Source organism: Methanococcoides alaskense (assembly GCF_027594145.1).
GTDB lineage: Archaea > Halobacteriota > Methanosarcinia > Methanosarcinales > Methanosarcinaceae > Methanococcoides > Methanococcoides alaskense.
In genome coordinates this window covers 585,749-598,783 of the sequence record NZ_JAQFFK010000001.1, presented here as the reverse complement: position 1 = coordinate 598,783, position 13,035 = coordinate 585,749, and the positions used below count along the sequence as shown (strand labels likewise).

Below are 13,035 nucleotides of genomic sequence, written 5' to 3'. Positions count from 1 at the left end.
CAGAATTAATCGAACTGCCAAATTCAACGTCAGACCGAAAAAGCTCCGGTCTCCACTAATGATCTTGAATTGAAGGTGATTGAAATTCCACCCATTGAGTGGATTTCCTTAAACAACGCCATCCTATATATACATTTCTAATCGGAAAGAATGATCACATTTTATGAGAATGCGTACACACCATAATACTATTAGTTATATTAAACGATCAAAAAAAAGGTCTGTAGAAATCCTCTTTTCTAACTTCAACTAAGCCACTATCATTTTTATAATAAGAAGTCCCCTGTGATTGTTTGCACCAATACCACAAGGGGATGATTGTGTTTTGTCTAACAAGTACTTAAAATTTATCGATATAGCATTGCAAGTAACACGATATTCACGCTTTCCACTTTATAGCTGTAGATATTCAAAACGAACTTACACACAACATTAGCTATTGACACGATTCGGTCCAATCAAACTCAAGCCAAAAAAAGTGCCGCATTTTACCACACTTCCGAAATTTGTTACTCGCACATATTCTGTTGTTTTGGATACTATATTTAGGAGAACACTTTACCTATTTTACAAAAATAGAGCTCAATTAACATTACTGCAATTGATTCTACTGGGTTTACAAGTAGATATTATAGCAACTACTATTCTTGGAGAATAAAAAAATGGAGACGACGTTATGTGAAGACTAGCATTTCAGTTGATGTTAGTAAATTTGTAATTACTGTTACAAGATCTCTGGAAAAACAGTTCATGACGCAAAACATGCAAAGACATTGCTATCGCAATGTCATCATATAGAAGATTAAAATATTAGATGGATAAAGCATATGATTCTGAAAACATACACGAATTGACAAGGGATAAACTTGAATCAATAGCATTCGTTCCTTAAAACAACGTGAACGAAAGCGAATCAAGGGAAGATATCGGAAGAAGATGATACATGAATTTGATATCAAGATATACTCTATATGCGGAATTTAAGTGAAACGATATTTTCGGTTTTGAAAAGAAAATATGGAGAAAATTTACGTAAGAAAGTACAGAAATCAAGTAAAGAAGTAAAGTTCAAAGTGATATTACACAACCTTGACAGATTTGTTAAGACTGCGTTTTTATTTTGGAGGAGGATTTCTACAGAGCTAAAAAAAGTAAATTAATAATAGTGAGCATAGCAGCGATGCAGATTTCCCGAAGACTCTCGTACTTCAGTACAGTAAGCAACGTGGGCAGACTTATCTTCTGTGTTCGGATGGGAACAGGAGTGGCCCTGCCACTGTGGCCGCCATACTCTTATTGATGAATGAAGCCAAGGTCCAAATCCAGATCAGCGCTTCTGGAGCGCGCAACCTTTGAGCTTTGCTCAAGAGGTCAGAATTTAAAGTAGGACCTTACTCTTGTAAATAAATGAAGCCAAGGTCCGGATTCGAACCGGAATGGTATCGCTCTGCAGGCGATTGCGTAGCCGCTCCGCCACCTTGGCAATTGGGAATGTAGTCCCTAGTAGGTGAAACATGCATATAAACTTTTACCTTGCGACAATAATTGGCACTATGAAATGAGATACGATAGAGATGATTATCCGTTTAAAATTAGATATATCTCGTTGTAAATGCTGAGAAATAGAGTCACAACTATCGAGTTTAAGATCAGTTAAGAAAAGAATTGGATAGAGTGAGTATAGCAGCGATGTAGATTTCCCGAAGACTCTCGTACTTCAGTACAGTAAACAACGTGGGTAGACTTATCTTCTGTGTTCGGATGGGAACAGGAGTGGCCCTACCGCTATGGCCGCCATACTCATTCAAATTAACGGATTGTGATCATGTAGATCATATTACATATCAGATATCGCCTGGACAAAGCGAGACGGATGAGGCACGGATATTAGTAAATGCGGACTGAACACCTCGTTGCCTTGGTGCTTACATCCCATTCCTATCGATCCGGTCTTTTACCGGAACCCTTAAAGTGGTCTCTTTTTAGGTTAGATTTCGAGCTTAGATGCATTCAGCTCTTATTCCTTAGCGCGTAGCTGCTCGGCAGTGCCTTGTCAGACAACCGATCGACCAGTGGCGCCGTTGCTCTGTTCCTCTCGTACTAAAAGCAACTTACCCTCAGACCACATACACCTCTAGTAGATAGTAACCGACCTGTCTCACGACGGTCTAAACCCAGCTCACGATCTCCTTTAATAGGCGAACAACCTCACCCTTGGCTGCTGCTGCACAGCCAGGATGGAAAGAACCGACATCGAGGTAGCAAGCTGCCGGGTCGATATGTGCTCTTGCCGGCAACGACTCAATTATCCCCGGGGTAACTTTTCTGTCATCTTTAGCCCGCACCAAGCGGGACATAAAGGTTCGCTAGAACCGACTTTCGTCTCGTGATCCACTACTGTGCTGAATCACGTCAGGCTAACTTATGCTCTTGCACTCTTCAGTAGGTTTCCGACCCACTTGAGTTAACCATTGCGCGCCCTTGATATCTTTTCAAGGGCGTCCCGCCCCAGGCAAACTGCCCACCTATCGGGGTCCTCCTCACGGAGTGAGGGTCGTAATCTTGGAAGGGTAGTGTCCCAATTGTGACTCCACCGATGCTGGCGCACCGGTTTCGACGTCTCCTACCTACACTGTACATCCAAAATCACAACCCAGCGACAGGCTGCAGTAAAGCTCCACGGGGTCTTCACTTCCCCCTAGAGGTCTCTAGACTCTGCACTAGAATGTAAGCTTCACCGGACTCTGGCTAGGGACAGTAGAACTCTCATTGATCCATTCATGCAAGTCGCCAATTAAGCGACAAGGTACTACGCTACCTTAAGAGGGTCATAGTTACCCCCGCTGTTTACAGGCCCTTCTTTCCGTTGAACCGAAGTTTCAGGTACCTGCACTGAGCAGGATTCAGAGATCGTACTAGCCCTTACGGGTTTGCGATCTCCTATGTTGATATTAGACAGTTAGAGTTCCCTGGTCACTGCGACCTGCCGTCTTCACGGCAGGCACTCCTTCTCCCGAAGTTACGGAGCCAATTTGCCGAATTCCCTTAGCCAAATTATTCCGACACGCCTAAGCCTTTTCAGCTAGGGGCACCTGTGTCAGATCTCGGTACGGATATTCAACTCCCTTTTCACGGGTTCCGGGGTGCAGCCGACTTTCGTCATAACATATTCGTCCGCTTCTCGCCATTACGGCTCTCCACAGATTTAGATGCTTAAACGGCGCGACAGCGCCGCTCAGCCTGCCCCAAAACGTCAGTTTTATTGTTGAATAGTACAGGAATATTAACCTGTTTCCCTTTTGATGTACTCGAATTACGGTACAACTTAGGACCGACTAACCCTCGGCTGACGATCATTGCCGAGGAAACCTAGCCCCTTCGGCGGTTAGGATTCTCACCTAACTATGCTGCTACTATTACCAGGATTTTCGTTTCCGCTCGGTCCACAGGACTTCACAGCCCTGCTTCTACCCAAACGCAACGCCTTCCTACGAGATTACCTTACGGTACTCCGTGGTATCGGTGGTCGACTTGAGCCCCGTCCATTTTCGGGGCCCCAAACCTCGACTGGTGGGCTGTTACGCACTCTTTAAAGGATAGCTGCTTCTAAGCTAACCTTCCAGCTGTCTAGGGCTTGGGACGCCCTTTAGTATTAACACTTAGTCGACACTTAGGGACCTTAACCACGGGCTGGGTTGTCTCCCTTACGGACTACAGGCTTACCCCAGTAGTCCGGACTCCAACTTTCTACGACGACGGTGGGTTTGGAGTTTGACAGACGGATGAGGGATTTCTCCCCCAGGACCATCAATCAGTGCTCTACTCCACCGACTATCTCCAGTTAGGTCATGCTACGACATGTTTCGGAAGGAACCAGCTGATGCCGGGTTAGATTAGCCTTTCACTCCGAGACGCAGGTCACACGAATGATTTGCAGATCAATACCGCTTGCGGTCCTCCACGTAGCTTTCGCCACGCTTCAACCTGCCCACGCCTAGATCACCCGGCTTCGGGTCGTAACTTAGTGACTCCACGCACTTGTATACGCCGCGTCTCACCCGAAGGTTGCACGCATGTTGCTTTCGCTTCGGCTTCCCAGATAAAAGGTTAGCCATCGCCACTTAGTTACACTCCCTGGCCCGTTCTTCAAAACGTATGATATGACATCGGCATTGGAACTCGTACTACAACCTCGCGGTTGATTCCTTCGATCCAAAGATCCTTTCATGCCATATCGCTCCATCACCATCAGGTTTCAGGCACTTTTAACCTCCCTTTTGGGGGTACTTTTCAGTTTTCGGTCACCCTACTATTTCGCTATCGGTCTCAAGACGTATTTAGTTTTGGAAGTTGGTGCCTCCCAAATTCTCGCGTGATTTCCAACACACGATACTCAGGAACATTTCCAATTCCTCTTTTCATTGCTTACGTGACTATCACACTCTATGGTCTAACGTTCCAGAAAAGTTCAGCTAAGAAAAGATAGGAATCTTAGAAAGTTCCTATAACACCACATCTCCCTCACATTACTGGAGGGATTCAGTTTGAACTGTGCCGTGTTCATTCGCCATTACTAACGGCATCTCTTCGATTTCTCTTCCTGCCCCTACTAAGATGTTTCAATTCGGGGCGTTCCCGATCATTACTGATCAGCACAAATGTGCTAAGAGGTCTCATTAGGAAATCCCAGGTTCATAGGTTCCATGCACCTACCCTGGGCTTATCGCAGCTTGGCACGTCCTTCATCAGCGCTTGAGCCGAGCCATCCACCTGACGGCATAATTACCAGAGTCCATCTCACTTTGTCCAGTGAGCGTCTGATATGTAATATTTATACATGATCTCATCGTACCTGATATGGGGTATCAGGCACTTCCATCCTTCCCGGGCAACATTACTTGCCTGGTGCACTTGATGATTGTGAATCATTGAATGTGGTTTGTTGAATTTGGCAGTTTATCGATTTCTGACTGATAGCGGTGATCCGCTTTGTGCGGATCTTGCTTAGGAGGTGATCCAGCCGCAGATTCCCCTACGGCTACCTTGTTACGACTTAACCCCCCTTGCGAAATTTAGGTTCGAACACGGCACTAAGTCCGTGCCCTCACCCATACCTCACTCGGGTGGTTTGACGGGCGGTGTGTGCAAGGAGCAGGGACGTATTCACCGCGCTATGTTGAAACGCGATTACTACGGATTCCAGCTTCACGAGGACGAGTTACAGTCCTCGATTCGAACTACGGTTGGGTTTAAGAGATTACCATCACCTTTCGGTGTAGGGACCCATTGTCCCAACCATTGTAGCCCGCGTGTAGCCCGGGAGATTCGGGGCATACTGACCTACCGTAGCCCGCACCTTCCTCTGGTTTAGCACCAGCGGTCCCCACAGAGTACCCATCATCCCGAAGGACATGCTGGCAACAGTGGGCACGGGTCTCGCTCGTTGCCTGACTTAACAGGATGCTTCACAGTACGAACTGACGACGGCCATGCACCTCCTCTCAGCGATTCAGGTAAAGTCTTTAGCTTGACCTACATTTTGCTGTCGCCCCCGGTGAGTTTTCCGGCGTTGAGTCCAATTAAACCGCAGGCTCCACCCGTTGTAGTGCTCCCCCGCCAATTCCTTTAAGTTTCAGCCTTGCGGCCGTACTTCCCAGGTGGTTCGCTTCACGGCTTCCCTACGGCACCAGAAGCGGTCGCACCGCCCCTGACACCTAGCGAACATCGTTTACGGCTGGGACTACCCGGGTATCTAATCCGGTTCGTGCCCCCAGCTTTCGTCCCTCACCGTCGGACCCGTTCTGGTAAGACGCCTTCGCCACTGGTGGTCCCACAGGGATTACAAGATTTCACTCCTACCCCTGTAGTACCTCTTACCTCTCCCGGTCCCAAGTCTGACAGTATTCCCCGGAAGCCTAACAGTTGAGCTGTCAGATTTCCCGAAGAACTGATCAAACCGGCTACGGACCCTTTAGACCCAATAAAAGTGATTACCACTCGGGCCGCCGGTGTTACCGCGGCGGCTGGCACCGGTCTTGCCCGGCCCTTGCTAACACATGCCGTTTACACATGTGGACAGCCAACATAAATGCTGGCACTCGGTGTCCCCTTATCGCGGTTTCCCGCATTGTAAAGTTTTCGCGCCTGCTGCGCCCCGTAGGGCCTGGATTCATGTCTCAGAATCCATCTCTGGGCTCTTGCTCTCACAACCCATATCCGTCGTAGGCTAGTAGGTACGTTACACCCACTACAACCTGATAGACCGCAGATCCATCCTTAGGCAACCGAGGTCTTTTGGCCAAAAAGCATTCCAGCATATTTGACCTATTCGGAATTATCTCCAGTTTCCCGGAGTTATGCCGAACCTAAGGGCAGGTTATCCACGTGTTACTGAGCAGTCCGCCATGTTCACGAAGAACATTTGACTCGCATGGCTTAGTCGAACACCGATAGCAGTAACCTCTGGCAGGATCAACCAGAGTTTGTTGTTAAAGCACACTTAATATGGAAGTTAAACTTAAAAATTGTCGGAAAAGAACACTCTAAAGTGAATTAGAGAGTTACTTATTCATGCACAATTTCGATTAGTTCTCGATAGATAGATTTACACTATCAGTCAGAATTAATCGAACTGCCAAATTCAACGTCAGACCGAAAAAGCTCCGGTCTCCACTAATGATCTTGAATTGAAGGTGATTGAAATTCCACCCATTGAGTGGATTCCCTTAAACTCCTCCATGCTATATATACGTTCCGAATCGGAAAGCATAACCACATTTTTTGAGAATGTGAATCCAGTCATGAAAGAGCATAAACGTTTTTGAACCCTCATTCTGATCGTACCAAAAATGGCACCAATCAGCTCAATGAGAGCACCCCTACCACTACGTTCTCATATTTATATGTAGTGTGACAATGTATAGCATGATTGGGCAATACACCAAAATTTGAATACCTAAAAAAAGACAGGTTGATACATGATCTTCAGTGATAGCACGAAAATATGCATCAGCACTGAAGATACCCAGGGACAAAAGCACGCACGTTCATTAATAATCTTGAAATCGAGCTTTCGGACATTAAAACTTAAGCAAACATATATGGAAACCATTAATAACAGGTACATATGAGTTCGCTATGATGAAAACAAGTGAAGTATCATTACAATTTACATAGGACAATATGATACCATATTATGATTTAGAAATTGTTCATTCCAGTTCAATATCATAAACATTTAAGAGGGAGATAACTTCAGGAACAGAAAATTTTGTTTTCCTTAGAAAATTGTTATTTGGGTCTATATCATAGTTCTTTGCGTTTTTGAAGGATGCAAAGCTCAGGTTCGCATTTTGAAAATGACTACTCTTAAGATCGGAATTTTCAAAATTAGTTTTTGTCAGGTTGGCACTTACAAAATCACAGTCATATACCTGACAATTACTGAAATCCGTATTTTCTAAATTCAGATAAGAAAACACTGACAGGGAAATAAATGAGTCTTCGAACCCAAAACTGAGTATGAAGTCATTGCATTTTGAAAAGTCCAATCCCAGAACTTTACAGTTCTTGAATTTAATGTCCTGAAATCTTGTATTATCCAGGTCCACGTTTGATAAGTTGCAGTTTTCAAAAGCACAATCAATGAACTTTGAATTTTTGAAAGATACGTCTGAAAGGTCAATATCCTTGAAAATTTGAGATTCAAAGTCCTCATTCTGAAATTCCATGGATAACAGATATTGTTGCTCCATTATATTCTTTGTTAGACTAAACATCTCACTGAGCATTTAATAATTATTTATTCAGATTGAGTTACCAATTCTACTAAAATAAGAAAAAACGAAAGTTTGAGAGGAAGCGAATGCATCCTGCAAGAATAATTTATCAATCATTAACAACAATTTATGATATAGTGTACAATGTGCATCACATATCTATAACTATACAGATTGATTGAGCATGGCACATTAGTAGAAAGGATGCCTTTTGATTGCAATCAAGTCTATTGTAAAAAACAAAAATTTAACAATATGGTGTGATCGGTCTGAGATATAATGTCGTGCTGGGTGTATTAGGTTCCATTTTCTGGTTACTTGCCGGATTCATGATTATTCCATTGTTAGTTGCTGTTTATTATGGAGAAAGTTTACAGACATTTGCTATCCCTCTTGCCATTACTGTCTTTGTAGCATCTCTTTTTACATTGTTCTTTAAGAGAAAAGATGAGGAATGGAATCTAAAAGAAGGATTTTTTATTGTTGCAATTGGCTGGCTTGTTGCTGCAATATTCTATTCATTCCCCTACATGCTTGAAGGCGTACCCCCGATAAGTGCTTTGTTCGAATCCATGTCTGGAGTAACAGCTACCGGAGCAACTGCACTTATTGACATTGAGAGCCATAGCAGAAGCCTTCTTTTCTGGAGAAGCATGACCCAATGGCTTGGAGGTATGGGAATTATCATGTTGTTCATTGCCATCTTGCCAAAGCTCGGCATTGCAGGAAGGCAAATGTTCCGCGCAGAGGTGCCGGGGCTTCAGGAAGAACAACTGCGACCGAGGATAAGGGAGACTGCAAAGATTCTGTGGCTTGTTTATATCGTGCTATCCATTTCGGAACTGCTTATCCTGATGATTGCAGGCTTGTCCCCTTATGATGCCATCACCCATACATTTACATCGATCTCATGCTCCGGATTTTCCCCTTATTCAGACAGTATAGCAGCTTTTAATGACCCCATGGTCGAAGGGATCATCATGGTGTTCATGTTCCTGGGAGGAGCAAATTTTGCTCTTCATTATAAATCGATCTTTTCTGATAGAACAAGCCTGATAAAGGACCAGGAGTTCAAGTTCTATTTTGCGATTATTGCAATAGCAACCCTTGTTCTTGCCTATATGCTATTCAAGACCGAAGTATATTCGCTTGCTGATGCTTTCAGGTACAGCAGTTTCCAGGTCATTTCAATCCTCACGACCACCGGCTATGCGACAGCAGATTTCAACCTCTGGCCGGATTCATCAAGATTCATCCTATTTTTGTTGATGTTCATAGGAGGCTGTGCAGGTTCTACTTCCGGTGGTGTGAAAGTAGTACGTCTGCTCCTTCTATTAAAATATGCACAGAAAGTACTTTTTAAGGTAATTCATCCAAAAGCCATCATCCCGATCCGCTTCAATAATAAAACAGTCCCCGAAGAAGTCATACATTCCATCGTATCCTTCATGGTAATTTACCTCATGATCTTTTTTGCCAGCTCAACCCTGCTTTCATTAATGGGAATGGATTTCGTTACTACCCTGAGCGCTTCCATTGCAACTCTGGGCAATGTAGGTCCCGGCCTGGGCCTCATAGGCCCGATGGCCAGTTTTGATTCTATCCCTGATCCCGGCAAGTTGGTCCTTATTGCTAATATGTGGATTGGAAGACTCGAGGTCTTTACAGTTATTGTGCTGTTAACACCGGCTTTTTGGAAGCGTTGAACATGACAATTGTGTCGTGCAGGAAATATCCCGAGCAGGATTTTGATGATGAGATAGGATTTTTTGAAAAGAAACCTGTTTCATATAATGCATTATTCCCCTGCTTAAAAGCTTGAAATAATGAGTTACTTCACTAATATGTCCATTTTATAATCAATCAATTATTCAAAGACAATTCCCTAAGACCATATAAAAAAAGGAGCTGAAGACTTCATTGACATATTTAGGATTTCCAGGCACCTGAAAAACCAACAGTGCTATATATAATCAGACCATGAATTGAATCAGTCAACGAATCCATCAAGACCTCCCAAGAATAAGGAATTTACACGTGTGGACCTTTTTGGACGAATTTGGTATAAAATATAAAGGGAGGAAAACAGATGGAAAGAAGAAGCTTTAACGGCAGAGGCGGCGGAAGTGGTGGTTTCAACAATGGACCAAGAGAGATGCACAAAGCTAAATGTGCTGACTGCGGTCAGGAAACAGAAGTGCCTTTCGTACCGGACCCTGACAGGCCAGTATACTGCAAGGAATGCTACCAGAGCCACAGACCACCTAAACGATATTAAGTGGATGTGAATCTTACTATTCTTTTAAACGATCAAATTAAGGTGTGCGATCAGAGAAAATGTTTCTGACATGATCGCCGCTATCTATTTTTAATTGATTTTTGTGCTATTCATCATTAATTTATAGACTAATTGGATTATCCCAGCGTTCAGTGAATAAACTCAGATCAGTCACAACTAAAAATTTAATTGAATTCCCATATTTATCAGAAAAATGACCTTGCAGCCTCAGAACATTATCCGATCCATATGAAATCGATCGTATTAGCGACAATGGAAAATAAAATAGGGTGAAAAAGGGTACCACATAGCAATGGCATTCTTCTTTATTGTCCAACTAATGCGGTCATTATAAACCCTGCAACTAATATCGCAACAATACCCACAACCCAGAACTTGATTATCTCTCTCATAGGTAATGTGAAAGGTACAGCATCCGTGACCTTATATTGAGATATTGCAGGAGCAACATCATTAGGCGCAGTCTGGACCATTGTTACCTTTTCAACAGATGGTTCTGTTACAGATGCATTTACCCTTTTCTCATCTGCTTGTCGGATAACTTTTTGCGCAGGTTCCTTTACTGCAACAACAGGTTCTGCTTTTACCATATTCGGTTTTTCTACTGTAGCTTCAACAAAGGTACTCTCGCTCTTTTCTTCTGCAGCTTCAACGAATTTACCCTCACCATTCTCTTCTGGAATTACGATGGATTCAGCCATTTCAGACTCATCTTGCGTGTGAACCCCAGCATCATATTCAACAGGTACCTCGGATTCTCCTTCCAGCTCTTTGTTCTTTGCATCTTCGAACGCAGTCCACTTGTTGTCCTTGATTACCGGATTCACCGATTTCAGCCCTTCCTGCGGTTCTTCTATTATCTCGATCATATCATTAGCAGGAATAGCCTCATCTTCAAAATTAAGGGCATCTGAACCAAAGTTTACATTTTCAAAGGTCACATCAACATCCTGCTCAAAACCACCTGCAAGCCTTTCTATTTCATCTGCCTTTGCTCTTGAACCAAGTGCTGCATCTATCAGGCCCATTTCTTGTTGAGCATCTGCCATAAGTCTTAATGCTTGTGCATTTTCCGGTTCTATCAGTAGACATTTTGTGAAATATTTCACTTTCTTATCCTGACTTTTTGTTTGAACTCCAAGGTCAAACCAGTTCTTAGCACTTTGATCCTTTTGTTTTTCCTTAAGCTTTTCAATAAAATCCATTTGAGACACCCCTTGGAACAAAACCTGCAGTTTTGTCGGAATATATGCATGAGCAGACTTGCATAACATAATAATCTTTGATAACTATAAAAATATGTTCCTTGTTAAATTAAAAATATAGACTCACTTTCACCAGATTAAATGAGTTAGAGATATTGATCATAGATAGCATCAAGCTCTTTGCCTGAAATACTTTCCATGATACTTATATGGTCACTTTTATCGACATTATCCATATTGATGAATTCCATACCAGCATCCCTGAACGTATCCATGCCAACATCCTCGTAGAGGGAATAAGTTAAAAGAAATGCCCTTTTGTAATTTAATTTGGTCTGATATGCATAGCCCGGAGCTAATTCAGAAGGTGTTGACCAATCGGAAAGCTTCCCTTCATTCCTTTCATTATCTCCAATATCTGAGAGTCGATCCAGTTCCTTTGTGGCTTGTAAAGGGTCGAGCTCTTCAAGCACCTTCATAGCATAGAAATTAGCATAACCTTCATCCATCCACAATTGTTCGAAAGAACAGCTTTCTGTCCAGTAATGGGCTAATTCATGTACCAATGTTATGTCCCTTGATGTATGAAGCAATAATATCCCCTTGCTCCAGTTATTAAGACCACCATAACCACCAGTATCTTCCATACTGCTTTCAGTAATGGTTATGTCATAACCAGCAGGATATGCAACACCCCATATATCTTCGAGAATTACAAGGCTACTGGATGTCGTATCCATAACATGTTCTGCCCACCGCTCTTCCCCATCCCAGTACCTGACTGTCACGAGGACATCTTTTTCCTTTAGTTTCACAGTTTCGGTCATACTGTTCAGTTCAGTATGCCTTACAAGATCAACTGTTATTGGTACAACACCCTTTCCCAAATTGTCGAGATCAATTACATAGCTATCTTTCAGAGGTACTATCACGCAATTCTGTGTATTCAGATACACCTCATATCCATCCGGCATGGTGACCTTTGCAGTTGCACTATCGGTGTTATCCCATATATTGAAAACAGCGGTATTTTGGTTGACCATCATGTCATATTCAACTGTAAATTTGAAAACATCTCCATACCATATCTGTTCATTGAAATTAAATACATAAAATTCCCCATCACCCTTCGTATATTCCATACTGTTGGAACTATCATATGCCCTGATGTCCTCAGCACCATCGGGGATGTAATAAATATAGGTGTCATAATAACCCTGCCAGTAACGAGTATTTTCATCGATGTTAGTGAATGTGACCTCTTTAGTCACATGGACAATATTTTCGTCACCCAGAAGCTCGTAACTAAGTTCAGCAGATGTGGAGATCCCATCCCCTCCGGCTGCAACGAGGTTTACTGATGTTATGAACAGAAAAATGAAAAAAAGTATTATTGCTGCATCTATTGCAAGAACCTTCTTTTCAGACACCCTCATGATAAAGAAGTTCGCATGGACACATACTTAACTTGTATGGTAATAATTATATAATTCGTGTACATTATATAAGGAGTATATAAAATCAAAAATTGATTATAGAATATAAATGCACAATTTTCAATATGTATCAAGCAAATTTACTAAAATGATATCTATCAGCTTTGTGTAAATGAGATCTGCACATAACTTCTCAAAAGTTCTAAATTAAATGCAGGCAAAACAAAAAAGTATTAAAATGAAGCAAATACTATTGTTATATCGATATCTGTGTGTTTATCGGGAGTGTTTTTGATGTTCGAGTTCACTATAGCAAT

At 42.6% G+C, this 13,035-nt stretch carries 6 protein-coding genes, 1 tRNA gene, 4 rRNA genes and 1 pseudogene; 3 read left to right on the top strand and 9 right to left on the bottom strand.

The genetic code is table 11. The features are described from left to right. Positions 1-325 precede the first annotated feature (325 nt). Positions 326-1,160 (top strand): annotated as a pseudogene (locus PBV53_RS02815) (IS5 family transposase). 9 nt (positions 1,161-1,169) lie between these two features. On the opposite strand, the gene rrf (PBV53_RS02810) reads toward PBV53_RS02815, so the two are convergent. The 7 genes from rrf (PBV53_RS02810) to PBV53_RS02780 all read right to left on the bottom strand — a co-directional run bounded on the left by rrf (PBV53_RS02810) (position 1,170) and on the right by PBV53_RS02780 (position 7,730). Continuing rightward, positions 1,170-1,290, bottom strand: a 5S ribosomal RNA gene (gene rrf / locus PBV53_RS02810). Between the two features lie 121 nt (positions 1,291-1,411). Beyond that, positions 1,412-1,483 (bottom strand) — tRNA-Cys (locus PBV53_RS02805). A 195-nt stretch (positions 1,484-1,678) separates the two neighbouring features. Beyond that, positions 1,679-1,799: ribosomal RNA gene (gene rrf / locus PBV53_RS02800) — 5S ribosomal RNA — on the bottom strand. Between the two features lie 69 nt (positions 1,800-1,868). Beyond that, positions 1,869-4,794, bottom strand: a 23S ribosomal RNA gene (locus tag PBV53_RS02795). A gap of 212 nt (positions 4,795-5,006) precedes the next feature. Continuing rightward, positions 5,007-6,482, bottom strand: a 16S ribosomal RNA gene (locus tag PBV53_RS02790). Together the 16S, 23S and 5S rRNA genes with 1 tRNA gene alongside form the textbook arrangement of a ribosomal RNA operon. 164 nt (positions 6,483-6,646) lie before the next feature. Further along, a complete protein-coding gene (locus PBV53_RS02785; RefSeq protein WP_270095643.1) occupies positions 6,647-6,802 on the bottom strand; it encodes a hypothetical protein in 156 nt (51 codons plus the stop codon). A gap of 409 nt (positions 6,803-7,211) precedes the next feature. Then, positions 7,212-7,730, bottom strand: a complete 519-nt coding sequence (locus PBV53_RS02780) for a pentapeptide repeat-containing protein (RefSeq protein WP_270095642.1) — start codon at positions 7,728-7,730, stop codon at positions 7,212-7,214. A 317-nt stretch (positions 7,731-8,047) separates the two neighbouring features. On the opposite strand from PBV53_RS02780, the gene PBV53_RS02775 reads away from it, so the two are divergent. Both PBV53_RS02775 and PBV53_RS02770 read left to right on the top strand, forming a co-directional pair. Further along, on the top strand, positions 8,048-9,484 hold the full coding sequence (locus tag PBV53_RS02775; protein WP_270095769.1) for a TrkH family potassium uptake protein: 1,437 nt from the start codon (positions 8,048-8,050) through the stop codon (positions 9,482-9,484). A gap of 383 nt (positions 9,485-9,867) precedes the next feature. Then, positions 9,868-10,056: a CxxC-x17-CxxC domain-containing protein gene (locus tag PBV53_RS02770; RefSeq protein WP_011498502.1), complete on the top strand. Its 189-nt coding sequence runs from the start codon at positions 9,868-9,870 to the stop codon at positions 10,054-10,056. Positions 10,057-10,382: 326 nt separating this feature from the next. Here PBV53_RS02770 and PBV53_RS02765 read toward each other — a convergent pair whose 3' ends face one another. Beyond that, a complete protein-coding gene (locus tag PBV53_RS02765; protein ID WP_270095641.1) occupies positions 10,383-11,282 on the bottom strand; it encodes a hypothetical protein in 900 nt (299 codons plus the stop codon). A gap of 146 nt (positions 11,283-11,428) precedes the next feature. Next, a complete protein-coding gene (locus PBV53_RS02760; protein WP_270095640.1) occupies positions 11,429-12,712 on the bottom strand; it encodes a M1 family aminopeptidase in 1,284 nt (427 codons plus the stop codon). Positions 12,713-13,035 lie beyond the last annotated feature (323 nt).